The 25,536-nt window shown below is 75.0% G+C and carries 23 protein-coding genes and 1 pseudogene; 14 read left to right on the top strand and 10 right to left on the bottom strand.

What is annotated here, in order from left to right; genetic code table 11:
• Positions 1 to 53 precede the first annotated feature (53 nt).
• Positions 54 to 869, bottom strand: coding sequence for a sulfurtransferase (locus OP18_RS40390; protein ID WP_033364444.1), 816 nt, complete (start codon positions 867 to 869; stop codon positions 54 to 56).
• A gap of 197 nt (positions 870 to 1,066) precedes the next feature.
• Here OP18_RS40390 and OP18_RS40385 point away from each other — a divergent pair, with 197 nt between their 5' ends.
• Genes OP18_RS40385 through OP18_RS40355 form a run of 7 tightly spaced genes read left to right on the top strand, consistent with a single transcriptional unit; the run spans position 1,067 to position 9,852 of the window.
• Positions 1,067 to 2,359, top strand: coding sequence for a hypothetical protein (locus OP18_RS40385; RefSeq protein WP_033364443.1), 1,293 nt, complete (start codon positions 1,067 to 1,069; stop codon positions 2,357 to 2,359).
• Positions 2,356 to 3,330: a glutamate ABC transporter substrate-binding protein gene (locus OP18_RS40380; protein ID WP_033364442.1), complete on the top strand. Its 975-nt coding sequence runs from the start codon at positions 2,356 to 2,358 to the stop codon at positions 3,328 to 3,330. Before OP18_RS40385 ends, OP18_RS40380 begins: the two co-directional genes overlap by 4 nt.
• A 7-nt stretch (positions 3,331 to 3,337) precedes the next feature.
• Positions 3,338 to 4,471, top strand: a complete 1,134-nt coding sequence (locus tag OP18_RS53775) for a coiled-coil domain-containing protein (protein WP_052388051.1) — start codon at positions 3,338 to 3,340, stop codon at positions 4,469 to 4,471.
• Positions 4,468 to 6,696: a serine/threonine-protein kinase gene (locus tag OP18_RS40370; protein ID WP_033364441.1), complete on the top strand. Its 2,229-nt coding sequence runs from the start codon at positions 4,468 to 4,470 to the stop codon at positions 6,694 to 6,696. The genes OP18_RS53775 and OP18_RS40370 overlap by 4 nt, the downstream gene beginning before the upstream one ends.
• On the top strand, positions 6,693 to 7,754 hold the full coding sequence (locus OP18_RS40365) for a PP2C family protein-serine/threonine phosphatase (protein ID WP_052388050.1): 1,062 nt from the start codon (positions 6,693 to 6,695) through the stop codon (positions 7,752 to 7,754). The genes OP18_RS40370 and OP18_RS40365 overlap by 4 nt, the downstream gene beginning before the upstream one ends.
• Positions 7,751 to 9,052 (top strand): VWA domain-containing protein, encoded by a 1,302-nt coding sequence (locus OP18_RS40360; protein ID WP_033364440.1) that lies wholly within the window; start codon positions 7,751 to 7,753, stop codon positions 9,050 to 9,052. The genes OP18_RS40365 and OP18_RS40360 overlap by 4 nt, the downstream gene beginning before the upstream one ends.
• 11 nt (positions 9,053 to 9,063) lie before the next feature.
• Complete coding sequence (locus OP18_RS40355; RefSeq protein WP_033364439.1) at positions 9,064 to 9,852, top strand: FHA domain-containing protein; 789 nt, start codon at positions 9,064 to 9,066, stop codon at positions 9,850 to 9,852.
• A gap of 33 nt (positions 9,853 to 9,885) precedes the next feature.
• On the opposite strand, the pseudogene OP18_RS61295 reads toward OP18_RS40355, so the two are convergent.
• Positions 9,886 to 10,233 (bottom strand): annotated as a pseudogene (locus tag OP18_RS61295) (DUF6010 family protein); the annotation flags it as partial.
• A gap of 128 nt (positions 10,234 to 10,361) precedes the next feature.
• Positions 10,362 to 11,162, bottom strand: coding sequence for an alpha/beta fold hydrolase (locus OP18_RS40350; RefSeq protein ID WP_033364502.1), 801 nt, complete (start codon positions 11,160 to 11,162; stop codon positions 10,362 to 10,364).
• A 23-nt stretch (positions 11,163 to 11,185) separates the two neighbouring features.
• Here OP18_RS40350 and OP18_RS53765 point away from each other — a divergent pair, with 23 nt between their 5' ends.
• Together OP18_RS53765 and OP18_RS53760 are read left to right on the top strand one after the other, a co-directional pair.
• Positions 11,186 to 12,571, top strand: coding sequence for a serine hydrolase domain-containing protein (locus OP18_RS53765; RefSeq protein ID WP_162189890.1), 1,386 nt, complete (start codon positions 11,186 to 11,188; stop codon positions 12,569 to 12,571).
• A 99-nt stretch (positions 12,572 to 12,670) separates the two neighbouring features.
• Positions 12,671 to 13,228 (top strand): DUF3558 family protein, encoded by a 558-nt coding sequence (locus tag OP18_RS53760; RefSeq protein ID WP_052388047.1) that lies wholly within the window; start codon positions 12,671 to 12,673, stop codon positions 13,226 to 13,228.
• Between the two features lie 5 nt (positions 13,229 to 13,233).
• On the opposite strand, the gene OP18_RS40335 is transcribed toward OP18_RS53760, so the two are convergent.
• Positions 13,234 to 13,677 carry a hypothetical protein gene (locus OP18_RS40335; RefSeq protein ID WP_156090127.1) on the bottom strand — a complete coding sequence of 148 codons (444 nt, stop codon included), beginning with the start codon at positions 13,675 to 13,677 and terminating at the stop codon, positions 13,234 to 13,236.
• Entirely contained in the window at positions 13,628 to 14,875 is a 1,248-nt protein-coding gene (locus OP18_RS40330; RefSeq protein ID WP_033364437.1) for an EI24 domain-containing protein, read from the bottom strand. Before OP18_RS40330 ends, OP18_RS40335 begins: the two co-directional genes overlap by 50 nt.
• A 245-nt stretch (positions 14,876 to 15,120) precedes the next feature.
• Here OP18_RS40330 and OP18_RS53755 point away from each other — a divergent pair, with 245 nt between their 5' ends.
• Positions 15,121 to 17,523, top strand: a complete 2,403-nt coding sequence (locus OP18_RS53755; RefSeq protein WP_052388046.1) for an Hsp70 family protein — start codon at positions 15,121 to 15,123, stop codon at positions 17,521 to 17,523.
• A gap of 55 nt (positions 17,524 to 17,578) precedes the next feature.
• Positions 17,579 to 18,067, top strand: a complete 489-nt coding sequence (locus OP18_RS40320) for an HAD domain-containing protein (protein ID WP_033364436.1) — start codon at positions 17,579 to 17,581, stop codon at positions 18,065 to 18,067.
• 109 nt (positions 18,068 to 18,176) lie between these two features.
• Here the strand turns inward: OP18_RS40320 and OP18_RS40315 are convergent, their stop codons facing one another.
• The 3 genes from OP18_RS40315 to OP18_RS40305 are packed head-to-tail and all read right to left on the bottom strand — an operon-like array spanning position 18,177 to position 21,355.
• On the bottom strand, positions 18,177 to 19,775 hold the full coding sequence (locus OP18_RS40315) for a CotH kinase family protein (RefSeq protein WP_033364435.1): 1,599 nt from the start codon (positions 19,773 to 19,775) through the stop codon (positions 18,177 to 18,179).
• Complete coding sequence (locus OP18_RS40310; RefSeq protein ID WP_033364434.1) at positions 19,775 to 20,452, bottom strand: DUF4956 domain-containing protein; 678 nt, start codon at positions 20,450 to 20,452, stop codon at positions 19,775 to 19,777. Before OP18_RS40310 ends, OP18_RS40315 begins: the two co-directional genes overlap by 1 nt.
• A 6-nt stretch (positions 20,453 to 20,458) precedes the next feature.
• Entirely contained in the window at positions 20,459 to 21,355 is an 897-nt protein-coding gene (locus OP18_RS40305; protein WP_245635693.1) for a polyphosphate polymerase domain-containing protein, read from the bottom strand.
• A gap of 213 nt (positions 21,356 to 21,568) precedes the next feature.
• Here OP18_RS40305 and OP18_RS40300 point away from each other — a divergent pair, with 213 nt between their 5' ends.
• Positions 21,569 to 21,922 carry a hypothetical protein gene (locus OP18_RS40300; protein ID WP_033364432.1) on the top strand — a complete coding sequence of 118 codons (354 nt, stop codon included), beginning with the start codon at positions 21,569 to 21,571 and terminating at the stop codon, positions 21,920 to 21,922.
• A 29-nt stretch (positions 21,923 to 21,951) separates the two neighbouring features.
• On the opposite strand, the gene OP18_RS53750 is transcribed toward OP18_RS40300, so the two are convergent.
• Positions 21,952 to 22,560 (bottom strand): C40 family peptidase, encoded by a 609-nt coding sequence (locus tag OP18_RS53750; RefSeq protein ID WP_156090126.1) that lies wholly within the window; start codon positions 22,558 to 22,560, stop codon positions 21,952 to 21,954.
• A gap of 55 nt (positions 22,561 to 22,615) precedes the next feature.
• The gene (locus OP18_RS40290) at positions 22,616 to 23,713 is read right to left on the bottom strand and encodes an acyltransferase family protein (RefSeq protein ID WP_033364431.1); all 1,098 of its coding nucleotides are present in this window, start codon (positions 23,711 to 23,713) and stop codon (positions 22,616 to 22,618) included.
• A 108-nt stretch (positions 23,714 to 23,821) separates the two neighbouring features.
• Here OP18_RS40290 and OP18_RS40285 point away from each other — a divergent pair, with 108 nt between their 5' ends.
• Positions 23,822 to 24,277 carry a hypothetical protein gene (locus tag OP18_RS40285; protein WP_033364430.1) on the top strand — a complete coding sequence of 152 codons (456 nt, stop codon included), beginning with the start codon at positions 23,822 to 23,824 and terminating at the stop codon, positions 24,275 to 24,277.
• 4 nt (positions 24,278 to 24,281) lie between these two features.
• A complete protein-coding gene (locus tag OP18_RS40280) occupies positions 24,282 to 25,454 on the top strand; it encodes a trans-sulfuration enzyme family protein (RefSeq protein ID WP_033364497.1) in 1,173 nt (390 codons plus the stop codon).
• The last annotated feature ends 82 nt before the right edge of the window (positions 25,455 to 25,536 follow it).

Below are 25,536 nucleotides of genomic sequence, written 5' to 3'. Positions count from 1 at the left end.
AGCGCGGCGGGCCGGGCCCGGCACAGCGCGCCGGGCCCGGCGCGCTGGACCGGTCAGGGGCCCGTGGCCACCGGGCGGTCGGGGTCGGTGATCCAGTCGCTCCAGGATCCCGCGTACAGGCGCGGCGCGAACCCGGCGAGCTCGAGGGCGATGACCTCGTGCGCGGCGGTCACCCCCGAGCCGCAGTAGGCGGCCACCGGCCGGTCGTCGCTCACCCCGAGGGCGAGGAACCGCTCGCGGAGCCGCTCCGGCGGCAGGAACAGCCCGTCGGCGTCGCTGTTGTCGAACGTGGGCGCCGACACCGCGCCCGGGATGTGGCCGGCCACCGGGTCGAGGGGCTCGACCTCGCCGCGGAAGCGGGGGCCGAGCCGCGCGTCGAGCAGCACCCCGTCCCTGACGAACGCCGGCACCTCATCGGCGGTGAGCAGGTCGTCGCGGGGCTCGCCGGCGGTGAAGTCGCCGGGCGGCACCGGCACCGGGTCGCCGGACTCGGTGGGCCGGCCGGCCCGGATCCAGGCCGCGATGCCACCGTCGAGGACCCGCACGTCACGGTGCCCCCAGTGGCGCAGCATCCACCACAGCCGCCCGGCGACCGAGGCGTCCCGGTCGTCGTAGGCGACGACCGGCGTGCCGTCACCGACGCCGAGGCGGCGCATCGCGGCCTGGAACGCCGCGGCGGTCGGCAGCGGGTGCCGGCCACCGGCGCCGGGCGGCGCGGCGAGATCGGTGTCGAGGTCGACGAACCGGGCGCCGGGCAGGTGCGCGGCCCGGTACCGCTCCAGCGCCGGCGGCGGCTGGGGGGACCACCGCGCGTCGAGCAGGATCGCACCGTCCGGGACGTCCGCGACCTGAACGAGTGGACCACCCATGCGTCGACCTCCAGAGCCTCGTGTGCCGAAGACCCGATCCTATGCGCCGGGGCTGCCGGCGCCGGCCACGTTCACCGCGTCCACGCCAACTGCCGACCGTCGCGGCGGGTCCGGCACGACGGCCGGAGCCCGCCGGGCGCGGCTGTCAAAAGGTTGACGCAGCCGGATATGTTCGGGGGCATCATCGAGACGGGGAGATGTTCTTGGCAACCGCGTGGCGTCGACTCATCCGCCGGGCCGCGACGAGCCCGGGCCGGCTCACCACGCTGACGGTCGTGGTGGTCGTGCTCGGCCTCGCGTTCGGCCTGGCCGGGGTCCTCACCATGCGGGCCGGCGTCGGGCTGGTCCGGGACGTGACCGACCGCAGCGGCCCGCTGAGCCTGCAGGCGCAGGACATCTACCGGTCGCTGTCCGACGCCGACGCGACCGCCGCCAGCGCGTTCCTCGCCAACGGGGTCGAGCCTCCGCAGCTGCGCAAGCGCTACCTCGACGACATCGCGCGGGCGTCCTCGGCGCTGACGGTCGCGCTGCGCGGCGCGGAGGGGCGCAGCGCGGCGGCGCTCGGGGTGCTCGTGCGGCAGATCCCCGCCTACACGGGCCTGGTCGAGTCGGCCCGCACCTACAACCGGCAGGGGATCCCGCTCGGCGGCGCGTACCTGCGCGAGGCGTCGGCGCTGATGCGCCAGATCATCCTGCCGGCGGCGCAGGACCTGTTCGAGGCGGAGTCGGCCCGGCTGGCCGACGCGCAGCGGGCGGTGGCCCGGTGGCCGTGGACGCTGAGCCTGCTCGGCCTGCTGCTGCTCGGCGCGCTGGTGCTGACCCAGTGGTACCTGGTGCGGCTGACGAACCGGCGGCTCAACCGCGGCCTGGTCCTGGCCACCCTCGCCGCGCTCGTCGCGTCCGGCTGGCTGGCGGTGGCGGCCAGCGGCGCCGCCGGGCACATCGGCGCCGGCCGCGACGGCGGGTCGCAGCAGGTGGCGCTGCTCGCCGAGGCCCGCATCACCGCGCTGCAGGCCCGCGCCGACGAGGGGCTGACGCTGATCGCCCGCGGCGACGGCAAGGCGTTCGAGCAGGACTTCACCGTGATGATGGAGCGCCTCGCCGGCAAGGACGGCAAGGGCGGCCTGCTGCAACGGGCGCACCAGGAGGCACCCGACGACGCGGCCCGGGCCGCCGTCCAGGACGCGCAGCGGCACGCCGCGGACTGGTTGACGATCCACCGGAAGGTCCGCGAGCTCGACGACGGCAGCCAGCACGCGGAGGCCGTGCGGCTGGCCACCGACGGCGACGCCAGCGCGGCGAGCGCCGCCGGCCGGCTCGACGCGGCCCTCGGCGAGGGCATCGCCGGCGGCGGGCGGCGCTTCGACCGGGAGGCGGGCCGCGCCGGTGACGCGCTCGGCGGTGTCGACGTCGCCGTCGCGCTGCTCGCCCTCGCCGGCGCGGCGGCCGCCGCGTACGGCCTGAACCAGCGGATCGCGGAGTACCGATGAAGAAGCCCGTGGTGGTGGTGCTGGCGCTGCTCGTGCTGTCGGGCTGCGGCGGGCGGCCGGCGACCCCGGCGGTGGACAGCTCGGCCGCGGCCGCCGTGCCCCGGCCGCTCAACGTGCAGGACCCCGCGGAGCCGCCGAGCCCGCCGGCGACGTCCCCGCCGGCCTGCGACCCGCGGGCCAGCCTGCGGCCGCCGGCGGCGCTGCCGGCGCCGGGCAGGATGCCGGCCGGCACCGCCATGGCGAAGATCGCCGAGCGGGGGCGGCTGATCGTCGGCATCGACCAGAACGCGTACCTCACCAGCTACCGGGACCCGGTCACCGGGCAGGTCGTCGGCTTCGAGATCGACCTGGCCCGGGAGATCGCCAGGGCGCTGCTGGGCAACCCCGACGCGATCCAGTGGCGGGCGATCACCACCGCCGACCGGATCCCGGTGCTGCAGCGGCGCGAGGTGGACATGGTGATCCGCACGATGACCTCGACGTGCGAGCGGATGCAGCAGGTGGCGTTCTCCACCGAGTACCTGACCTCGGGGCAGCGGCTGCTGGTCAACCGCGGTTCCGGCATCAAGGACTTCGCCGACCTCGCCGGCCGCAAGGTGTGCGCGACCCGGGGCAGCACCAGCATCGTCACGATCATGAAGCAGCCGTCGAAGCCGGTCGCGGTCGCCACCGACAGCACCCTGGACTGCCTGGTCATGCTGCAGCAGGGGCAGGTCGACGCGGTGTCCACCGTGGACGTGCTCCTGCTGGGCCTGGCCGCGCAGGACCCCGGCACCGAGGTCGTCGGCGCCAGGATCAGCGACGAGCCGTCCGCCGTCGCGATGCCGCTGGAGACCCCGGAGCTGGTCCGGTTCGTCAACGGGGTGCTGGACCGCATCCGCGCCGACGGCACCTGGACCACCATCTACAGCCGCTGGTTCGCCAAGTACGGGCCGGTGCCGGCCGCCCCGCCGGCGAAGTACCGGGACTGACCGCGGCATGCGGACGGGCACCGACGTGGCGGTCGCGCAGCTGGCGGCCGCGCACGACCGGCTGGCGGCGGCGCTGTACACCGTGGACACCCACCCGGCCCACGCGCTGCTGCGCGGCGTGGCGGTGCGCGGCGCCACGGCGCGGCTGTGGTCCGGCGTCGACGTCGGCCGGCTGTGGTCGGGGTTCGTCGCGGCCCGCGACGTGCTGGAGCGGCTGCGGGCGCTGTCCGGCCGGTCCCGCGACGCCGACGCCGCCCGCATCCTCGCCGCGCCGGTGCCGGTCGACCCGCTCGACGGCCTGCCGGACCTGCCGCCGGCCGCGTTCGTGGCCGACCTGGAGCGGCAGTGCGCGGCGGCGGCCGAGGCCCTCGACCGGGTCGGCGCGGCCCGGGCGGCGCTCACCGAGCGGCTGATCGAGCTGGACACGGCCCTGGAGGCGGCCGTCGCCGCGCACCACCGCCTCGGCGCCGACCACGCCGCGACCACCGGACCTTTGCAGTCGCGGTTGCAGCAGGTGTACGCCGATGCCCTGCACGACCCGTTCAGCGTCGACGAGCCGGCCTGGGCGGCGCTGCGCGAGGACCTGGCCCGCACGGTGCGGCGGCTGTCGGAGCTGGCCGCGCTGCGGGTCGCGCTGCCCGGCCGCCTGACCCGCCTCGACACCCTGCTCACCGCCCTGGCCGCCGCGGAGCAGCGGGCCCGCGAGGCGCACGCCGCCGCGGTGGCGAAGATCGCCGACCCGGGCCTGCCCGACCCGGCCGGCACCCACCCGCGGTGGCAGGCCGCGGTCGCCGACGCGGTGCGCGCCACCGACGCCCTCGACCTGGACGCCTGGCCGGCCCTGGACCGGCGCCTGAGCACCCTCGACCGGGACCTGTCCGCCGCCGTCAGCGCCGCCGAGGACCGGGCCAACGCCGCCCGGGGCCTGCTCGACCGGCGCGAGGAGCTGCGCGGGCGGCTCGAGGCGTACCGGGCCAAGGCGGTCCGGCTCGACCGCGTCGAGGACCCCGCGCTGCTCGAGCGGTACCGTGCCGCCCGCGAGCTGCTGTGGGCCGCGCCGTGCGACCTGCGGGCGGCGACCAGGGCCGTCTTCGCCTACCAGCAGGCGCTGTCCGGCGCCGCCGAAGGGAGACCGACATGAGTCAGTGCGCACAGGCTGGCTGCCCGGGCTCCTACGACGAGGACGGGTACTGCGACGAGTGCGGCCACAAGCAGGCCGGCGCCGGCGTTCCCGCCCCGGTCACGGAGGGCTCGACCCCGTCGGCGGCCGGCGGCGCGTCCGGGCGCACGTCGGGCCGCTCCACCGGGCGCGGGCGGGGCGCCGCGCCGCTGGTCGCGCTGCCCGCGCTGCCGCGCCGGGACCCGGCCGGCGCGGTGCTGCCCGACCCGCAGGTGCCGGAGCACCGCCGGTTCTGCGGCAGCTGCGAGCAGCCCGTCGGCCGGGCCCGGGACGGCCGGCCCGCGCTCGTGGAGGGGTTCTGCCCGAACTGCCGCACCCGGTACAACTTCCGGCCGTCGCTGCCGCCGGGCGCCGTGGTCGCCGGCCGGTACGAGGTCCTCGGCGCCATCGCCTACGGCGGCCTCGGCTGGATCTACCTGGCCCGCGACCGCAACGTCGGCGACGAGGTCAGCGACCGCTGGGTCGTGCTCAAGGGCCTCATCGACTCCGGTGACCCGGACGCCACCGCGGCCGCGATCACCGAACGGCGCTTCCTCGTCGAGGTCGACCACCCGTCGATCGTGAAGATCTACGACTTCGTGTCGCACCCCGACCCGTCCACCGGCGACCGGGTCGGCTACATCGTCATGGAGTACGTCGGCGGCCTGTCGCTGCGCGACATCTACCTGGCCCGCCCGGTCACCGGCGGTACCCGCCAGCCGCTGCCGCTGCCGCAGGTCATCGCCTACGCCCTGGAGATCCTGCCGGCGCTGGGCTACCTGCACGAGCGGGACCTGCTCTACTGCGACTTCAAGCCCGACAACGCGCTGCACACCGACCAGCGGGTCAAGCTCGTCGACCTCGGCGCCGTGCGGCGCGCCGACGACGACGTCAGCGCCGTGTGGGGCACCGTCGGCTACCAGGCGCCCGAGGTCGCCACGGCCGGACCGTCGGTCGCCTCCGACCTCTACACCGTGGCCCGGTCGATGGCGGTGCTGAGCTTCGACTTCTGCGGCTTCACCACGACGTTCGTCGACCACCTGCCGGACCCGGCGACGGTGCCGCTGCTGGCCCGCGAGGAGTCCTATCACCGGCTGCTGCTGCGCGCCACCGACCGCGACCCGGCCCGCCGGTTCGGCTCGGCGGCGGAGATGGCCGAACAGCTCACCGGGGTGCTGCGGCAGGTGCTCAGCGCCGCCGACGGCCGGCCCCGCCCTGGCGTGTCGACCCAGTTCACCGGGGAGCGCCGGGCGTTCGGCACCGCGGCCGGTCTGGTCACCGCCGGCACCGCCCTCGGCGCCGGGGACGGCGCGGGGACGGCCCGGCCCGACGGGGCGGAGGTCGCCGCCGGGCTGCCGGTGCCGACCGTCGACCCGGCCGACCCCGGCGCGGCGCTGCTGGCCACGATGCCGACCGCCGACCCGGAGCTGCTGTCGGCGGCGCTGTACTCCGTCGGCGGCGACGCGGTCGAGGTCACCCTCGCCGTCGTGCGTGCCCGCATCGCCGCCGGTGACCTCGACGGTGCCGCCGCCGACCTGGACGGGGTGAGCGACCCGGACTGGCGCGTCGACTGGCACCGGGGCATGGTCGCGCTCGCCGCCGGGCGCCCGGGCGAGGCCAGGGCCGCCTTCGACGCCGTCTACGGGGCGCTGCCCGGCGAGCTCGCCCCGCAGCTCGCGCTGGCCGCCGCGGCCGAGGCGGACGGCGACACCGACACCGCACTGCGGCACTACGCGGCGGTGTGGCGCACGGACCGGTCGTTCGTCAGTGCGGCGTTCGGTGTCGCCCGCATCCTCGCCGCCCGCGACGACCTGCCCGGCGCCGTCGCCGTGCTCGACGCGGTCCCGGACAGCTCCAGCCACAGCGTCCCGGCGCAGGTCGCCGCGGTCCGGGCCCGCCTGGCCGCGCCGGCGGACCGCCTCGGCGAGCCCGACCTGATCGACGTCTCCGGCCGCGTCGAACGCCTCGGCCTGGACGTCGAGCGCCGGGCCCGGCTCACCGTGGAGACCCTGCGGGCCGCCCTGGCCTGGGTCCAGGCGGGCAACGCCGGCACGGCGAGCGTGCTCACCCGCCGGCTGTCGGAGCGGGACCTGCGGCTGGGGCTCGAACAGGCGTTCCGGGTCCTGGCGAAGGTCGCCCCGGACCGCGACACCCGCATCGGGCTCGTCGACCAGGCCAACCGGGTCCGGCCGAGGACCTGGCTGTGACGGCCGCCTGCCCGTCGTGCACGGCGTCCACTGTGGACGGTGACCGCTTCTGCGAGTCGTGCGGCGCCGACCTGTCCGCCCCCGCCGGCCTGACGGCCCCCGCCGACCTGCCCGCCCCCGACCTGCCCGCCCCCGATCTGTCCGTTTTCGATCTGTCCGTCGCCGACTTCTCCGCCGCCGCCGATGGTCCGGCCGGCGGCGCCGTCTGGCGGTCCTCGCGGGCGGCCGGCGGCCCGTGCGCCGCGTGCGGGGGTGGCGTCGGCACCGACGGGTACTGCGACGGCTGCGGCCTGCGCCGCGGGGCCGGACGCGACCACGCCGAGGACGACCTGCCCGGGGTCAGCGCGGTCACCGACCGGGGGCTGCGCAAGGGACGCAACGAGGACGCGTACGCGATCGGGGTCGCCGGCGGCCGGCGGGCCGTCGTCGTCTGCGACGGCGTGTCCAGCGCCCCGGACTCCGACGCGGCCGCGACCACGGCCGCCGTCGAGGCGATCGAGGTGCTCGTCGGCGGTGGTGACGTCGCGGCGGCGTACCGGGCGGCGTCGGCGGCGGTCGCCGAGCTCGCCGACCCGGGTGCCCGGTTCGACGCGCCGGCGTGCACGTTCCTCGCCGCGGTCGTCGAGGACGGGCAGGTCACCGTCGGCTGGGTCGGCGACAGCCGGGCGTACTGGCTCGACGGCGACGGCGCCCGCTGCCTCACCGTCGATGACTCCCTCGCCGGGCAGCTCGCCGCCGCCGGGGTCGACGCCGCGGCACTGCGGCTGTCGGCGCAGGCGGCCGCGCTGACCCGGTGGCTCGGCGCCGACGCGCCCGCCGGCGACCCGCACCTGACCACGCTGCGCCCCAGCACCGCCGGTGTGCTGCTGCTCAGCAGCGACGGGCTCACCCGGTACCCGGCGTGGACCGGCGCCGTCGACACACCCGGGGTCGACCGGCTCGCGCGGCGGCTGGCGGCCTTCGCCCGCGACGCCGGCGGGGCCGACAACATCACCGTCGCCGCCGTCGCGTTCGACCCCGGACCGCCGGCCACCGACCCTTCGAGAGGAGCGCCATGACCGAGCCGTCCAGCGGTGTCGTAGCGGAGGTCTTCCAGAACGAGTACCTGCCCGAGGGGGCGACCGTCGTGGACGCCGTCGTCACCGTCACGGCCGGCGCGGGCGGGGGCGGCACGGTGCGTGCCGGGGCGCCCGCCGCCGAGGTCATCATGATCGACTGCTCGGGGTCGATGAGCGGCGACCGGATCGTCCAGGCACGCAAGGCCGCCGCGGTCGCCGTGGACACCCTGCGCGACGGCGTCGCGTTCGCCGTCGTCGCGGGCAGCGACTGGGCTCAGATGGTGTACCCGGAGCAGCAGGTCCTCGCCGTCGCCGACGACCGCACCCGCAGCGCCGCGAAACAGGCGATCCGGCACCTCAAGGCCGGCGGCGGCACCCAGATCGGCACCTGGCTCACCCTCGCCAGGGAGCTGTTCCTCGCCGACCGGGCCGAGATCCGCCACGCGATCCTGCTCACCGACGGGCGCAACGGCGAGTCCGAGCGCACCTTCCAGGCGGCCCTGGACCAGTGCGCCGGCCTGTTCGTCTGCGACAGCCGCGGCGTCGGGCAGAACTGGAGCGCCGCCGAGCTGATCAAGGTCGCCGAGGCGCTGCTCGGCACCGCCGACGGCATGAAGGACCCGGCCGGGCTCGAGGCCGACTTCCGGTCGATGATCGAGGCCGCCATGGGCAAGACCGTCGCCGGGATCGCCCTGCGCCTGTGGACGCCGGCCGGTGCCCGGATCCGCTTCGTCAAGCAGGTCCACCCGGAGATCCTGGACCTCACCGACCGGCGCACCGACGTCAGCGCCCGCGTCGGTGACTACCCGACCGGCGCGTGGGGCGCCGAGAGCCGCGACTACCACCTGTCCGTCGAGCTGGACCCCGGCACCGTCGGTGTGCTCGGCGAGGAGAAGCTCGCGGCCCGGGTCAGCGTCGTGCGCGGCGACGACGTCCTCGCCAAGGGCCTCGTGCGGGCCGTGTGGACCGACGAGGAGGTGAAGTCGACCCGGCTCAACAAGCGGGTCGCGCACTACACCGGCGCCGCCGAGCTCGCCTCGGCGATCCAGGAGGGTCTCGCCGCCCGGGAGGCCGGCGACACGGTCACCGCGACCGCCCGGCTCGGCCGCGCCGTGCGGCTGGCGACGGAGTCCGGCCGGTCCGACACCGTGCAGCTGCTCGCCAGGGTCGTCGAGGTCCAGGACGCCCGCACCGGCACCGTGCAGCTCAAGCGCCGTTCGGACAACAAGGACGTCGACATCGACGCCGAGATCGCGGCGCTCGGGTCGCGCAAGACGACCCGCATGCGACCGAGCTGAAGGAGACCACCATGGCCGCCTGCCCGAAGGGCCACGAGTCGGAGACCACCGACTACTGCGACGTCTGCGGTGCCGCCATGGCGGCCGCCCGGCAGCCGGACCCGCCGGCCGCGGCCGGCCCCGCGGCTGCCCCGGCACCGGCGCGGCCGGCCGTGTGCCCGGAGTGCGGCACGCCGATGACCGGCCGCTTCTGCGAGGTCGACGGCTTCGACGCCCTCGCCGTCCCGGCACCGCCGAAGGACGTCCCCGCCGCGCCGCCGGAGGTCACCGCGTCGTCGGCGGATCTCACCACGCCGCCGGAGGTCACCGCTGCGTCGGCGGATCTCACCACGCCGCCGGACGTGGTCACGCCGCCCGGTGCGGTGCCCGCGCCGCCGGGGGAGACGGCGGCGACCGGCTGGCACGCCGTGGTCACCGCCGACCGCGCCCACTTCGACCGGGTCGAGGCGTGGAACGGCCCCGACCCGACGATCGCCTTCCCGCGGTTCTGCCCCGTGCGCCGCTTCCCGCTCACCGGCGAGCAGGTCCTCATCGGCCGGCGCAGCCGCTCGCGGGGCAGCTACCCCGACATCGACCTGGCCGGCCCGCCCGAGGACGCCGCGGTGTCGCACCTGCACGCCCTGCTCGTCGCGCAGCCCGGCGGCGGCTGGGCGGTGGTCGACCTACGCTCGGCGAACGCCACCTTCGTCAACGGGGCCGACGAGCCCATCCAGCCCGAGCTGCCCGTCGTGCTCGCCGACGGCGACCACATCAACGTCGGCTCGTTCACCCGCATCACGGTCCACGCGACGCCGCTGTAGCCGGCGGGCGACGTCCGCGACGGACGGCCCGCCGGCGAAGCACCACAGCGCGATGACGGGGTCGCAGATGGCGCACCCGAACGACGAGTCGTGCGCGAACGGCAGCAGCGGCGCGCCCCGTACGTGGTGCGCCACATCCCACACGGTGTGCAGCAGCCAGCCGACGCCGACCCACCGCCACGACGACAGCCCGCGGAACGCCACGACCGTCACCAGCGCCGTGAACGCCAGCTCCAGCGGCCCGAACGCGCCGCCGCCGAGGTACGCCGCCCCGGCGCCGGCCACCATCAGCGCGTTGAACGACCGGCGGTGCCGTTCGGGCACGAACGAGTTCACCGCCGCGTACAGCAGCCCGATGAGCACGGGCCCCAGGATCACCATGCCGCGACGCTAGGCCCGCCGCCGGCCCCGCGACAGCGCCCCGCCTGCCACGTTCCGACGGGTTCTCGCCGCACCGCCCAACCGGGACCGCCGCCACCCGACAGGACCGCCGGCCGTCGAGGGCGGGTTCAGCCGAGCGTGTCCAAGAAGCCGCGCAGCACGGTGAGCCAGGCGGCCGGCTGGTCCAGGTGCACGTCGTGCCCCGCGTCGGGCACGACCACGTGTCCGGTGCCGGGCCGCAGCCGCAGCATCCGCTCGACCTCGTCCGGCGGGCCGGTGCCGCCGGCGCCGCGCACCAGCAGCGCCGGCGCCCGCACCGTGGCCCACTCGTCCCACCGCGCGACGTCCGCCACGCCCCGGATCGCGGCGGTCATCACCGCCGCGTCGAACCGCGGCCAGTAGCCGTCGGCGCGCTCCTCCAGGTCCGCCGCCCACACCCGCGCCAGGGACCGGCCGCCGAGGAACGCGACCGCCGCCTCCCGGGACGGGAACGGCACCGGCCACGACGCGAACCACGCCCCGAGGCGGCTCGGGTAGTCGCCGTCGTCGCCGCCGACCCCGCCCTCCAGCATCACCAGGCCGCGGACCCGGTCCGGGTGCCGGGCCGCGGCGAGCATCGCGGTGTGCGCCCCCATCGACTGCCCGACCAGCACGGCCGGGCCGGCCGCCGGCCCGGTGAGCGCGTCCAGGACCGCGACCACGTCGGCGACATAGGCGTCGCGGGAGACGTCGGCGGGCCGGCGCGTCGAGTGCCCGTGCCCGCGCTGGTCCGGCACGACCACGGTGTACGCGTCCAGCAGGCCGGTCGCGGTCGGCACCAGCTCGGCGGCGCTGCCGGCGAGGCCGTGCAGCAGCACCACCGGCGGGCCGGACCCGCCGGCGAGCGCCGAGATCGTCACGTCGTCGCGCCGCACCGTCACCCGTCGCACCGGCGCCATCGTAGGGTGTGCCGGTGGACGCGTCCGTGGAAGGGTTCGTCGCCGAGGTCGAGAAGCTCGGCGTGCACGGTTTCGTGTGGCTGCGCGGCGGGGAGACCGTCGCCGAGGGCTGGTGGCACCCGTACGAGCCGGAGCGCCCACAGACGCTGTACTCGCTGAGCAAGAGCTTCACCTCGACCGCGGTCGGGCTCGCCGTCGCCGACGGGCTGCTGAGCGTCGACGACCTCGTCGCCGACCACCTGCCCGGCGGTGGTGACCTGCGCGGCATGCGGGTGCGGCACCTGCTGACGATGACGACCGGCCACGACACCGACGCGGCGCCGCTGATGGACGACGACCCCGACCGCGACTGGGTCCGCGGGTTCCTGCGGGTGCCGGTCGTGCACGAGCCCGGCACCCGGTTCGTGTACAACAGCGGCGCCACGTACGCGCTGTCCGCGATCGTGCAGCGGCGCACCGGCCGGACGCTGCTGGACTACCTGCGGCCCCGGCTGTTCGAGCCGCTCGGGTTCGGCCCGGCGGCGTGGGACACCTGCCCGCGCGGGGTCAGCCTCGGCGGCTGGGGCCTGCGCCTGCGCACCGCCGACCTGGCGAGGTTCGGTGAGCTGTACCGGCTCGGCGGACGCTGGCAGGGGCGGCAGCTGGTGCCGCCGGAGTGGGTCGCGGCCGCCACCGCCCGCCAGGTGCCGACCGGCGGGCCGGACGCCGACCCGGACGTCTCACCGGACTGGCAGCAGGGCTACGGCTACCAGTTCTGGCGCTGCCGGCACGGCGCGTACCGCGGCGACGGCGCGTTCGGCCAGTTCATCATCGTCATGCCGGCCCAGGAGTCGGTCGTGGCCATCACCTCCGGCGCGCCGGACATGCAGGCCGTCCTCGACGCCGTGTGGCGGCACCTGCTGGACGCCACCCCGGCGCCGGGGACCCCGCCGCGGGTGGAGGGCCTGGTGCTGCCCACGCTGACCGGCGCCGCCGAGCCCGCCGCCGACCTGCCCGGCCGCCGGTTCCGGGTCGGTGAACCGGTCGCCCCGCCGCGGCGCGGTGGCCGGCCGCCCATCGACCAGCCCACCATGATCAGCGGTTTCGCCGTGGTACGCGCACCGCACGGCTGGGTCGCCGAGCTGGCCGACGAGCACGGCGCGCACCGGTTCGCGTGCGAGCCCGGCCGCTGGCACGCCGCGACGATGCGCACCGCCGACGGCGAGGCGCACCCGATCGCGACCACCGGCGGGTGGCGCGGCCCGGCGACGTTCCAGTGGCGGGTCTGCCACACGGCGGAGCCGTGCACCCGCACGTACACCGCGGACTTCGACGACACCGGGGTCACCATCCGTGCGGAGGACTCCGTCGGGTTCGACTTCACCGTCCACCCACCGGTGCGGGCGGTGCCGGTCGGCTGAACGTCCCGGAAAAGTGCCAGGTGGCGCGGTAGCGCGGGCGGGGTGCCCGGTCGTCGGTCAAGGTGGGATCACCAGATCGCGCAGCCCGGAGGAGCCCCCATGTCGCGCCACCGCACCCTCGCCGCCACCGCCCTGCTGACCAGTGCCCTGAGCCTCGCCGGCTGCGGCGTGCTCGGCGGCGCCGGCAACACCCCGACCCCCGCCGCCACCACCGGCGCGGCCGCCGCGAAGAGCGGCGCACCGGCCGCCACGAAGAGCGCACCGGCCCCGACGAAGAGCGCGGCCCCGGCCGGGTTACCGGACATCTGCACGCTGCTGACCAGGTCCGAGGTCACCGGCCTCACCGGGCAGAAGGTCACGCTGATGACCAACGAGGGCGGCGACACCGGCGGCGCCCGCTACTGCCAGTGGCAGCTCACCAGCGGCCAGCTCGACGTCACGGTCAACGTGGAGACCCGCCAGCAGTTCGACGTGCAGAACAAGGAGGCGCAGCAGGTCGCCGGGATCGGCGAGGCCGCCTACTCGCTGGCCGGGCACCTGTACGTGTACGCCGGCGGCAAGGTCGTCGACGTGTACGCCACCTCGGCCGGCAACGACGCCGGCAACCTCAAGGTCGAGCGCCGCACCGCCGAGGCGGTCCTGCCGAAGCTCGGGTAGCGGCCTCAGCCGATCCGCACGACGATGACCTCGTCGTCGGCGACCTCGGCGACACAGTCGTGCAGCAGGACGATGACGTCCCGGCCGGCGGCGCCGGCCTCGGCCGGGTCCAGCTCGATGCGGTCCTCGGCGAACCGGTCGCGGAACTCGGCGTCGTCGAACGCGTCCGGGTCCAGGCGGGGCAGGAACTCACGGTGCTGCGGCGTGAGCAGCACCGTGAACCGGTCGTCGTCCTCGGGCACGTCGTCGAGCAGCCGGTCGTACTGCGACGTGTGCAGGGTGATGCCACGGTCGCCGAGCAGCTCCAGCACGGGCAGGATCACGTAGGCGGACCAGTCGAAGGACACCTCCAGCGGCGTGCCGAGCTTCTCCAGCACGGCCGCGGGATCGCGGGTGAACTCAGGGACCGAGGTTGCCTTGAGGGAGTTGAAGGTGGCCACTGCCGACATGGTGCCGACCGTACCCCAGCCGCGGATCCGTCCACGGCGCGGGCGGCACCACCGGTGGCGCGGACACCGGCGTCGAGGACGCGAGGATGCGCCGGTGCAGCATGACCGCGCCGACCAGCGCCGACGGCGCGGTCACCAGGTACAGCACCGCGCCCGGCGCGGCGAAGATCTCCGGGATCGGCACGATCACCAGGAACCGCAGCGACAGTACGGGCAGGATCAGCGCGACCAGGCTCATCATCCCGAACCCGGTGACGTACGCCCGGTGCCGCCACGCGAACCCCAGCTGCTGCCGCGCGCCGCGGACTCCGTGGTGGTGCATCGACACGGAGAACACCAGCACGCCGACGAGGAACCCGTTGAAGACCAGCCCGACACCGAACGCGACCACCAGGTTGAAGCCCGGCAGCAACAGCAGCGGCAGGCAGATCAGCCAGCCCAGGTGCAGCACCAGCGTGATCACGACCGTCTGGCGCAGGCAGACCCCCGCGGCCCGCCACCACGACGGCGGCACCACCTCGGGGCCGTCGGTGCGCCGTACCACGCCGCGGGTCATGAACGGCAGGAAGAACGCGCCGAAGCACATCGTGACCGGCACCGTCAGCGCCGTCACCAGCAGGTGGAACGCGGCCTCCGCGGCCCAGCGCATGACCCAGCCGAGCGCCCAGCGCAGCGCCGAGGGCCAGCTGGCGACGAAGCCGAGCAGCCAGTCGACCGCCAGGCCGATGAACGCCGACACGCCCTTCTCCACCGCCAGCAGGCACAGGGCGGTCAGCGCGACCGGCAGCAGCGCCCAGAACCACAGCGCCGGGGTCCGCACGAACATCGCCAGGCCGCGCCAGAAGTACCCGATGCCGATGAAGAACCGGCCGACGCTGCTCGCGGCCCGCTTCGCCCCGGCGACGGTGTGCCGGCTCGCGACCCCGGCGGCGCCGGCGACCCGCAGCGCGGCGGCCTGCGCCGCGGCCTGCGCGGCCTGGGCCGCCTGCGCGGCGACCTGGGCGGCCTGGCCGGCCTGCGCGGCGGCGTGCGCCAGCTGGCCGGCCTGGGTGCGGTCCCGCTCGGCGCGGACCGGGTCGAGCTGCTGCGTGCCGGGGCCGAACGGCTGGACCAGCTCCCCGGCCGGCGAGGACGCCCGCACCGGCGGCACGTACGGTGCCGCGGGCGGCGCCGACGGGGCGCGCAGCTGCTCGTCCAATGACCTGACCTGCCTCTTCGCCGTCGGCTGGGACGCGACAAGACGCAGAGCGTAACGACTACCGTTCGGTACGTCGAGTGCGCTGGTCACCATGCGCGCCATGACGGGGGTCGGGCGTACACGGCGGTCGATGCGGTGGCGGCACGCTCCTGCTGCACCGCCTGGACGTCGCCGCCGGCTGACCTGACCGCCGGTACCTCGTCCGTGTGTACCGCCGGACGGCCGGCACTTCGTAGGGTCATCGGGTGGTGACGAACGGCGCATCGGGGCTCGGCATCGACTTCGGCACCTCCACCACCGTGGCGATGCTCGCCGGCGCCGACGGTGTCGCCCGGCCGCTGCTGTTCGACGCGAGCCCGCTGCTGCCCTCCGCCGTGTTCGCCGCGCCCGGCGGGGACCTGCTCACCGGCGCCGACGCGGAGCGGGCCGCGGTCGCGTACCCCGCCGCGTACGAGCCCAACCCGAAGCGCCGCGTCGACGAGCGCACCGTCCTGCTCGGCGAGCGCGAGATCACCGTCGTCGACCTGGTCGCCGCCGTCCTGCGCCGGGTCGCCGCCGAGGCCGAACGCGCCACCGGCGCGCCGCCGCCCACCGTCGTGCTCACCCACCCGGCGACGTGGGGACCGACCCGCCTGGCCGTGCTCGCCGGGGGCGCCGAGCGGGCCGGGCTCGGTGCCGCGCGGTTCGTGCCGGAGCCGGTCGCGGCGGCCGCGTACCTTGCCGGGGCCCTCGGCGACGAGCTGCCGCCCGGCCGGTGCCTGGTCGTGTACGACCTGGGCGCCGGTACGTTCGACGTCAGCGCGGTGCGATCCGCCGGCGCGACCTTCGAGGTCGTGGCGTCGGCGGGGCTCGGCGACGTCGGCGGGCTCGACCTGGACGCCGCCGTGGTCGGCCTGGCCCGCGACACCCTCACCGCCGGCCCCGCCGTGTGGCAGCGGCTGGACCGGCCGCGGACCCAGCCCGACCAGGAGGCCCGCCACCAGCTGTGGCACGGCGCCCGCGCGGTCAAGGAGCAGCTGTCCCGGCACGCCACCGGCGACCTGCGCATCCCGGTCGCCGCGGCCACCCTCCACGTGACCCGGGAGCAGTTCGAGGCGCTCGCCCTGCCGTACCTGCGGCGCACCGTCGAGGTGACGCTGCGGACGCTGCGGGCCGCCCGCATCACCCACGACCAGGTCGCCGGCATCTTCCTGGTCGGCGGCGGCTCACGGGTGCCGCTGGCGGCGACGCTGCTGCACCGGGCGACCGGGATCGCGCCGAGCGTCCTGGACCACCCGGAGCTGGCCGTCGCGGCCGGCAGCCTGCACGTCCCGCCGGCCGCGCCGATCCCCGGGCAGCGCCCGCCGGAGCCGCTGCCGTCGGCGCTGCCCGACCCGCCGACGATGCCGGCCGTGCCGGAGCCGCGCTCGCCGACGGAGGAACTCGTGCTGGGCCCGCCGCCGTTCGCGCCGGGGTCCGTCTGGGACGACGAGCCGGTGCTCGACCCGCTCGTCGCCTCCCCGGCCCCGCGCGTCGCGCCGGCCGCCGAGCGGGTGCGGCGCCTCGGCGTGTGGACGGTGCTCGCGGCACTGGTCGCCGGCGTCGCCGCCGTGGCCGTATGGTGGCCCCACCACCCGCGGCAGGCCGGGCCTTCGCGGCAGGCGGACCGGCTCCCGGCGCTCGCGCCCGCCCGCGGGCTGGGCGCCGCCACGGAGCTGCCCGGCCACGGCGGCGCCGTGCTCGCCCTCGCGTTCGCCCCCGACAGCGCGACCCTGCTGTCCGGCGGCGGCGACACCACCGTCCGGCTGTGGGACGTCGCCGCCCACGCCGCCCGCGGCCAGCCGCTCACCGGCCACGCGAACCCCGTGCGCGCGGTCCGGTTCAGCCCCGACGGCGCGGCGTTCGCGACCGGCGGCTACGAGTGCGGGCGGTTGTGGCGCACCGACACCGCCGCCGGCACCGGCGCACCGACCGCCGTCCCGGCCACCACCGGTGCCGCGCGGGCGACGGCGGGGATCGTGGACATCGCGTATCACGACGGCACCCCGGTCGCGGTCGGCTTCGCCGCGGGGGAGTTCCGGCTGTGGGACCTCGCCGCCGCCGGTGAGCTGGGCACCCTGACGCCGGACGGGAAGGCCTCGGCGCCCGCCGCGCCGGCCGGACCCGCGAGCCCGGCCGCCGCGCCGCAGGCCACCTCGGCGGACGCCGTGCTCGACGCGGGCGGGCGGTGGGCCGCGTACGGCCACGACCGCACCGTCGAGGTGCACGCCGTCGCCGGCCGTACGCCCGTCGCCGCCCTCGCCACGAGCCCGGCGACCCGCCTGGCGTTCAGCCCCGACGGGCGCACCCTCGCCGTGGCCGCCACCGCCGGCGGGGCGGCCTTCGTCGAGTTCTGGGATCCGGCCGGCGCCGCGCTGTCCGGCACCGCCCGCGACCTCGGCCACCCCGTGAGGATCACCGCCATGGTGTACGACCACGGCGGCGCCCTCCTCGCCACCGGCGACGCCGGCGGCCGGGTCGTGCTGCTCGACGCGGCGGGCCGCCGGCCGGTCGCCACCACCGGCCCGACCGGCGCCCCGATCCAGTCGCTCGCCTTCAGCCCCGACGGGGCCTGGCTCGCCACCGGCGACAGCCGCGGCATGATCCGCCTGCACCCGATCCGCCGCTGACCACGGACCGGACATCCCTTGTGGACGGTGCCGTGCCCGCCGGTACCGTGGCGGGATGCGGCCGCTGCTGTTCCTCGACGTCGACGGCCCGCTGATCCCGTTCGGCGCCGCCGGGCACCGCCCGCCGGCCTCGACCCGCATCCGGCAGGCCGCCCGCGGCAACCCGCTGCTCGGCCGGCTCGACCCGCGCCACGGCGGCTGGCTGGCGGCGCTGCCGTGCGACCTGGTGTGGGCCACCACGTGGGGCGCCGACGCCAACGAGGTGCTCGGCCCGCTGCTCGACCTGCCCGTGCTGCCGGTCGTCGACTGGCCCGACGAGGACGCCGCGGGGCCGGTGCACTGGAAGACGCGCGGGCTGCTGGCCTGGGCGGCCGGGCGGCCGTTCGTCTGGGTCGACGACGAGATCGGCGCCGCCGACCGGGACTGGGTCGCCGCGCACCACCCCGGACCGGCGTTGCTGCACGCCGTCGACCCGGGCCGCGGGCTGACCCGCGACGACGTCACCGTCATCGCCCGGTGGCTCACCTCGCTGCCCCGGTGTTGAGCGGTCCCTCCGGTGGCGTTCGCCGCGGCGGGAACTCGGGCGGCCGCGTGGCACGCCGCCGCGGACCCGCAACCGGTGGTGCTGGCCGTGGGTCCGCGGGGCTGATCGGTCAGGCGCCGGTGATGACGCTGTCGCCGGCGAGGTGTTCGGTGCGCTGCACGATGAGGTTGCGCAGCGTTTCGGCGTCGGACCTGGTCTTGTCGGCGTTGTTGCCTCTGACGGTGCCGAGGACCTTGGTGATGCCGTCGAGGATGTTCAGCGCGTCGGCGCCGGCGTAGATCTTCTTGTACAGCGTGCGGTAGGCGTCGTCGTAGGTCGAAGTGAACGCCGTGCTGGCCAGGAAGCGTTCCTTGAGCTTGTGGCCGCCCATCCCGCGCCCGCCCATGACGCCCCCCATACCCGCAGGCGGCTGCATGCCGTCGGGCAGTCGCATGCCGGCCGGTGGCTGGAAGTCTCCGCCGTTGCCGCCGCCGGGGAAGCGGCCGCCACCCATGGAGGTGGTCTCGTGTGGGCCGGTGGTGGCGCTGCCGGAGAAGGACAGGTTGTAGTCCCAGCCGACGACAGAGAACTTCTTGGTCTTCAGGTCGTACCACAGGTAGTAGTTGCGGCCGGGTCCGGCCATGTCGTCGGAGTTGAGCAGCAGGTTCTGCGCCGAGACGTACCGGGCGAACGACGCGACGTCGACGTGGTCGCCGAGGTGCTTGTCGAACTCGGCATCGCCGGCGCTGGTCACCCACTTGATCAGGTTGATGACCGGTTGGAGGTCCTGACTGCCCTTCTTGGTGATCTGCTTGAAGTCGTCGGCGTACGCGGTGGGGTCGTCGCCCTGGTCGGTGAACGATCCTGTGGCCAGGCTCTTGTACAGCACCCCGGAATCACCGAGCGACTCGGCGAAGTCCTCGTCCGGGTGCTCGACGATGAGCCGGGCCGTGGTCGGCCGGTCGTTGACAGTGAAGCTTGTGTACGCGTACCGCTGCGCGGTCTGCCCGGCCTTGGCGAGGACATTGAGCGACACGGCCTCGTTGAGCACCGTCGACCCGCCACCGAAGCCGGCGACGCGCACGGCGATCTCACGGTGGCCCTGGTACCGGCGGCCGTCGGCGAACTCGTCGAACCGGATCAGCCACGGCAGCGTCTCCGGCTCCTCCGCCTTCAACGACGCCATCCCGAACCCGCCACCGGGCCTGGCGCCGCCTCCTGGAAAGCCGCCACCGGGAAAGCCGTTGGCGCCGCCGTCGCGCTGCGGCAGTTGCCCGCCCGGACCGGCACCTTGACCACCGCGCTGACCACCGGGACCGAACCCGCCGGGCCGGGACTGGCCGTTGCGGGTCAGCCCGGACAGCGTCGAGTTGCCCTTGAGCCGGATGCCGACGCTCTCGACCCGGGTGCCGTCGATGGTGATGTCGGCCTCGAGGAACTCCTTCTCGCCCTCGTCCCAGAACTCGTCGAGGAGCCGCTGGTAGTCGGCGTCCTTGAAGGTCAGCGTGATCGTGTGGGCCTTGGTCTCGTCGAAGAGGTCGGTGGTCCCGACGATGTCCTGCACGATCTGGTCGCCGTCGTTGTCGCTGGTACTGGTGACCAGCGGCGCGACCCGCACGGTGCTGAACACCACCGCGCACGCGACGAGGAACGCGGCGCAGACTGCGAGCAGCTTCCAGTAGTGCCGTATTCGGACCGGGATCCTGTGCAGCAGCAGCCGGCGGCGCATCACAGGTCCGTCTGGTCGTAACCGGTCAGGACCGTGACCCGCTGCCCGCCGGTGCGCTCACCGAGTGCGGTGATCAGCCGGCCGGGCTCGGTGCCCTTCTTCAGCCGCACCGTGTACATCAACTCGCTGAGCGCGCCGCCGCGGATCGACTCGATGCTGACCAGCTCGAACTCGCTGGTGTGGGCGATCAGCACGTCCTGGATGCCCTCGGTGTAGTTCCCGTCCGGCGGAACCTGGACCTTGACGACCTGCCGCTGGACGCTGGCGGCGAACCAGTTGAAGCGGTACATCACCACGATGATCAGGCTGATCGCCGACGCGGCGACGACGGCCAGGGAGTAGAACCGGGTGCCGGCGGCCATCCCGACGCCCATGACCAGGAAGATGAACCCGACGTCGCGGGTCTCCTTGATGGCGTTGCGGAACCGGACCACCGACAGCGCGCCGACGAGCGCGAACGCCCGGGCGATGTTCGACCCGACCACCAGCATGATCAGCGCTATCAGCATGCCGAGGATGACCAGGGTCTGCACGTAGGACTGGCTGTAGGACACGTTGCGGTGGGTGAACCGGTACACCCAGCCGATCATCGCGCTGAGCACGAACGACAGGGACAACGCGATCGCGATGTCACCGACGCTGAACGTGCCGGACAGGTCCTGAACTTCGAACGGCATGGGGGATCAGTCCTTCGTCGAGCTTCGGGCGGAAGCGAGGTCATGGTCGGCGGCGGTGTCGGTGTCGGGAACGTGGAAGATCGAGCGTGGGGCACGGCCGTACGCCTCCACGCTCTGGCAGTACTTGGAGATCCGCGCGACGGACAGGTTGAGCTCGGCGGCGAGGTCGGTGAGCCAGTACGGCACCCGCTCGTTGGCCTTGAACTCCACGACGGCGAGCCGGGCGGGGATGATGAGGCGGTTCTCGGTGTCGGCACCGAGGTGGAAGTCGCGGTCCCGGCCGCGCAGCCGCTGATCGATCGTGACCCGCAGGCCGGCCTCGGCACCGCGGCCGACGAACGCCTCCCGCTGGTACCCGGTCATCGCCACCGGCCGCAGATCGAGGCGGTTGACGAGACCCAACACCTCCTGCAGGAACGGGCCCTGGCCGGGCTCGTGCTCCACCATGTCCCGGCGGTCGCACAGGTCGAGGGCCCGTGCGTACGGCAGCGCGACCCGCCGCTTCTGCGTGACCCGGTTGACCCGCTGCTTGATCTCCACGAACACGGTCGTGTCGTCGCCGACCCCGAACCGGTCACCGTAGTGCCGGATGCGCAGCTTCCGCCGGAACTTCAGGCCCTCGATCTTCTCCCAGTAGAACCGCAGGTCCCGGGTGTCGTAGTAGGTGCTCCACACCCCGTAGCCACCGTCCGAACCGTGGCTGTCCCGGTCCAGGCGCCGGTCCAGTTCGCCACGCAACGCCGGCAGGGCGGTGACCGGCATCAGATACTTGATCTCGTACCGGTTGAACGCGTGCAGCTTGCTCGGCGCCCGCAAGGCGTGACCGACGTGGTCGTCGTTGCTGGCCGCCGGGACCCCGGTTCCTTCTGGCGCCGGGGTGCCGGGGGCGACAGCCGGCGGCACACCACGTCGTCCGAACGGCCATCGCATCGTCGTCGCCAATCAGTGGTCGGTCAGGACGAAACAGACACAACCAGTCGAACCTCGGAGCGACCTTGGAACAGCGTGCGAACTCCGCATGAACGGGAGGTGGCCGCCGGGCTTCATCGCCATCGCCCGGTGGCTCACCTCGCTGCCCCGGTTTTGAGCGGACCGCGGTGCGGGTACCGCCCAGGTATGGCCGAATACGAGGCGAACCCGGCAGCGGTGGCGTACATCCGCAGGCTGATCGACGCGCGCCAGTACGTGCTGGACAGCGACTGGGGCGCGGCCCAGCCGAAGGCCGAGGAACAGAACGCCTACCTGGAGCGGCACTCGTGGCAGGAGTACGCGCGCTGGCACCTCGGGCTGACCGTCGGCGCGAAGGACGAGACGAAGGCGCGGTACGCGTTCGTCTGCGGCGACCTGCGCCGGGTGCACCGCAGCGGGCTGATCGCCTGCGTGTACCGGGCCTCGGAGTGGCGGCACAAGGCGGTCGAGCTGGCCGCGCACGATCTGCTGCAGCAGCTGGACGAGGTCTCCGCGCGCTGAGGCGCACCGAGACGTCCTGACGCCGCGGGTCAGTCCGGCAGGCGGACGAACGCCACCACCCGCTCCGTGCGCGGCAGCGGCTGCTGGCTCACCGTGACGCCGGTGTGCCCGGCGTTGACGACCTGGCCGTCGCCGATGTACAGCATCACGTGCCCGCCGTTGTTGGTGAAGACCAGGTCGCCGGCCTCCAGCTGGTCGCGGGTCACCCGCCGGCCGACCTTGATCTGGTCGTACGTGACCCGTGGCAGCCGCACGCCGGCCGCCTGCCAGGCGCGCATGACCAGCCCCGAGCAGTCGAACGTCTCCGGTCCCGCCGTCGCGAAGCGGTACGGCTTGCCGATCTGCGCCTTGGCGTAGGCGACGGCGACCGCGACCCGGGCCGCGCGCGAGGACTCCGACAGGATGAGGGTCTGACCGATCCTGATCAGCGTCGAGGTGCCGAGGTGGTTGAGGCGCTGGAGCTCGGCGACCGTGGTGCCGTTGCGCCGGGCGAGCCCCCACAGCGTGTCGCCGGCCTGCACGAGCACCGTCTGCGCCGCCGGCGGCGGGGCGGGTTCCGCCCGGGCGGCCGCCGCCGGCGCGAGCCCGACGACGGCCGCGGTGAGCATGGTTGATGCCTTGAGCCAAGCTGAAGCCATGAACGGAACATAGCGAGCGTTCTTCGGATAAGTCCGTCTTATCCGAATATTCGCATCACCGGCGTTCGAACCGGTGGAACGCCGCCCAGCAGGCCGCGAGCACCAGTGCGAACGCCGGCAGCCACATGATCCTCGCCGCCATCCACCCCGGCGTGTCGGGCACGGTGTGCAGCCCCGGCCGGGTACCGTCGACCAGCAGCGTCACCGCGATCATCGCGGTCTGGTGCCACAGGAACACGGTCATCGCCGACAGGTTCAGCAGCGCCACGCCGGCCCAGACCCGGGGCCTGTCCAGCACCGCCCGCAGCGGCCCGAGCAGCAGCAGCGCCAGCCCGCACTGGGCCAGGCCGAACGTGACCGCGGCCAGGGTCGGCGGGTTCAGGTTGGACAGGCCCGCACCGGGCACCCCCACCATCGACGCCGGGTAGCCGAACCAGCGCACCAGCACCACGGTCGCGGCGGCGCCGCCGAGCAGCAGCCGCCACCCGGTCCGCCGCACGGCCGCCGGGTCGGACCCGCCGCCGGTGAGCGTGCCCCGGGACCAGGCGATGCCGAGGCAGAACGGCACCAGCCAGCCCGCGGCCAGGTTGACCCAGCCGATCCACTGCGGCCCGAGCGGGCCGAAGCGCAGCACGTCGACGGCGGCCACCACGCTCAGCGGCCACTGCCAGTGCAGCCGTGCCACCAGCGGCGCCGCGGCGGTCAGCGCGGCGAAGACCAGCAGGAACCACAGCGGCGACAGCACCAGCTTGACCAGGGTGTGCACGGTCCGGTCGGCGGCGCCCGTGGCGAGCAGCACCCCCGCCACGACCGCCCACACGGCCAGCAGCGGCGGCACCGGCCGCAGCAGCCGGGCCAGCCGTGCCGCCAGCCACCGGCGGTACGGCACCGTTCTGGGCCGCCCCGCCGTGTAGCCGCCGACCAGGAAGAACACCGCGAGGGTCTGCAGCAGCCACGACACCGGCGCCAGGTGCGGCAGGAACCGCAGGGGGCTGGCGCCGCGCACCGTGCCGCCGTCGGTGACCAGCGCGGTCACCATCCAGTGCCCGAGGACCACGCCGCCGATCGCGAGGGCGCGCAGCCCGTCCACGGCGCGGTCACGGGTCGGCGGGGTCGCGTCCACCACCCGGTGGACGAGCGCGTGCAAGGTCATGGATCGACCGTAGGGAGCGGCCGGCCCCACCGTCGTCACGCTGCGGGACTGTCCCGCCGTAGCTCCCCGGTACTACATCGCCGGACGGCTTCGGGTATCAAGGTGGTCATGAAACGTCACTGGTGGTGGCTCGGCGGGGTCGCCGGCGTGCTGGTCGTGGTCGTCGGGTATCTCGTCGCGACGGGCTTCCCGGCCCGCTCCGACGCCCTCGCCGGGCGGCAGGCGGGCACCTGCGCGCTGCTCACCGGCGGCCCGCCCGGCACGACCGCGCAGGGCACGCCCTACGGCGCGGTCACGTCCTGCATGATGCTCGGCCGGCGCACCACGCTGGCCGGCCACCCGGACGGCACCGTGTTCGTGGTGGTGGAGACCGACCGTGGCCCGGTCGCGCTGCGCGTCGAGTACAACGGCGACGGCGACGCGTACACCGCCGACGCCGTGGAGATCCAGCCCTACCTGGCGCCGGGCATCTCCGCCGACACCGGCAACCGCATCAAGGACGGCATCAACCAGCGTGGCGGGCTGCGCACCGAGCCGTGGCGGGTGCACCCCGTGCAAGGCTGAGGTCATGCATGACGCGCCACCGAGCATGACCAGGCTCCTGCACCCCGACGTCGCCCCGCAGCCCGGCGGCGCGCCGCTGGTCACCCCGATCCACCAGACCAGCACCTACGAGCTGCCCCGCACCGCCGAGGCCGCGCGGATCGCGGCCGCGGTGGCGCCGGGCGCCTACTACACCCGGTACGGCTCACCCAACGCCCGCGAGGCCGAGGCGATGCTCGCCGACCTCGACGGCGCCGAGGCCGCCCTGCTGGTCGGCAGCGGCATGGCCGCCGTCAGCGCCGCGCTGCTGTCCGTGGTGTCGTCCGGGGCGACCGGCGGCGAGGTGCTCGCGCAGACCAGCCACTACACCGCCACCCTGACGCTGCTGCGCACCATGCTGCCCGGCTTCGGCGTCGACGTGCGGCTCGTGCCGCAGGAGGCGCTCGCCGCCGAGGTGCGCCCCTCGACCCGGGTCGTCTACGTGGAGACGCCGAGCAACCCGACCATGACCCTCACGGACCTCGCCGCGGTCCGCGCCGCCGCGCCCGACGCGGTCATCATCGCCGACAACACGTTCGCCACGCCGTACAACACCCGGCCCGTCGACTTCGGCGTCGACCTGGTCGTGCAGTCGGCCACGAAGTACCTCAACGGCCACAGCGACGTCACCGCCGGCGTCGTCACCGGCTCCGCCGCCCTCGTCGCGCGGGCCTGGGAGACCGCGCGGGTGCTGGGGCCGGTCTGCCACCCGTTCGAGGCGTGGCTGCTGGCCCGGGGACTCAAGACGTTCCCGCTGCGGATGGCCCGGCACAACGCGTCGGGGCTTGCCGTCGCGCGGTTCCTGGCCGGGCACCCCGCCGTGCGCGCCGTGCACCACCCCGGGCTGCCCGAGCACCCGCAGCACGACCTGGCCGTGCGGCAGATGCGCGGCTTCGGGGGGATGCTGGCCTTCACCGTCGCCGACGCCGACGCCGCGGTACGGGTGCTGCGCGCCACCCGCCTGTGCCGCAACGCGGTCAGCCTCGGCGGGCCGGAGACGCTGATCACCCACCCGGCGTCGCTGGTGTTCGCGCACCAGAGCCCGCAGGAGCTGGCCGCGTCCGGGGTCGACCCGGCGATGCTGCGGCTCTCGGTCGGCCTCGAGGAGCCCGAGGACATCATCGCCGACCTCGCCGAGGCGTTGTCCACAGTGGACTGATGATCGAAACGGCAAGCGGTGGCAAACGGTTGTCGGCGCGAAGAACGCGCTGCTAGCGTCGGGTTTCATCCCCATTGGAGAT

The sequence above is a fragment of the Dactylosporangium aurantiacum genome, assembly GCF_000716715.1.
Classification (GTDB): Bacteria; Actinomycetota; Actinomycetes; order Mycobacteriales; family Micromonosporaceae; genus Dactylosporangium; species Dactylosporangium aurantiacum.
Note: the sequence above shows the minus strand (reverse complement) of the source record. Positions and strands in the feature narration are given on the sequence as shown.

What these genes read in the sequence shown, in the direction of transcription:
- OP18_RS40390 (WP_033364444.1), bottom strand. Translation starts at nt 869, where the DNA reads ATGGGTGGTCCACTCGTTCAGGTCGCGGACGTCCCGGACGGTGCGATC.
- OP18_RS40385 (WP_033364443.1), top strand. Translation starts at nt 1,067, where the DNA reads ATGTTCTTGGCAACCGCGTGGCGTCGACTCATCCGCCGGGCCGCGACG.
- OP18_RS40380 (WP_033364442.1), top strand. Translation starts at nt 2,356, where the DNA reads ATGAAGAAGCCCGTGGTGGTGGTGCTGGCGCTGCTCGTGCTGTCGGGC.
- OP18_RS53775 (WP_052388051.1), top strand. Translation starts at nt 3,338, where the DNA reads ATGCGGACGGGCACCGACGTGGCGGTCGCGCAGCTGGCGGCCGCGCAC.
- OP18_RS40370 (WP_033364441.1), top strand. Translation starts at nt 4,468, where the DNA reads ATGAGTCAGTGCGCACAGGCTGGCTGCCCGGGCTCCTACGACGAGGAC.
- OP18_RS40360 (WP_033364440.1), top strand. Translation starts at nt 7,751, where the DNA reads ATGACCGAGCCGTCCAGCGGTGTCGTAGCGGAGGTCTTCCAGAACGAG.
- OP18_RS40355 (WP_033364439.1), top strand. Translation starts at nt 9,064, where the DNA reads ATGGCCGCCTGCCCGAAGGGCCACGAGTCGGAGACCACCGACTACTGC.
- OP18_RS53760 (WP_052388047.1), top strand. Translation starts at nt 12,671, where the DNA reads ATGTCGCGCCACCGCACCCTCGCCGCCACCGCCCTGCTGACCAGTGCC.
- OP18_RS40335 (WP_156090127.1), bottom strand. Translation starts at nt 13,677, where the DNA reads ATGTCGGCAGTGGCCACCTTCAACTCCCTCAAGGCAACCTCGGTCCCT.
- OP18_RS40320 (WP_033364436.1), top strand. Translation starts at nt 17,579, where the DNA reads ATGCGGCCGCTGCTGTTCCTCGACGTCGACGGCCCGCTGATCCCGTTC.
- OP18_RS40315 (WP_033364435.1), bottom strand. Translation starts at nt 19,775, where the DNA reads ATGCGCCGCCGGCTGCTGCTGCACAGGATCCCGGTCCGAATACGGCAC.
- OP18_RS40310 (WP_033364434.1), bottom strand. Translation starts at nt 20,452, where the DNA reads ATGCCGTTCGAAGTTCAGGACCTGTCCGGCACGTTCAGCGTCGGTGAC.
- OP18_RS40300 (WP_033364432.1), top strand. Translation starts at nt 21,569, where the DNA reads ATGGCCGAATACGAGGCGAACCCGGCAGCGGTGGCGTACATCCGCAGG.
- OP18_RS53750 (WP_156090126.1), bottom strand. Translation starts at nt 22,560, where the DNA reads ATGGCTTCAGCTTGGCTCAAGGCATCAACCATGCTCACCGCGGCCGTC.
- OP18_RS40290 (WP_033364431.1), bottom strand. Translation starts at nt 23,713, where the DNA reads ATGACCTTGCACGCGCTCGTCCACCGGGTGGTGGACGCGACCCCGCCG.
- OP18_RS40285 (WP_033364430.1), top strand. Translation starts at nt 23,822, where the DNA reads ATGAAACGTCACTGGTGGTGGCTCGGCGGGGTCGCCGGCGTGCTGGTC.
- OP18_RS40280 (WP_033364497.1), top strand. Translation starts at nt 24,282, where the DNA reads ATGCATGACGCGCCACCGAGCATGACCAGGCTCCTGCACCCCGACGTC.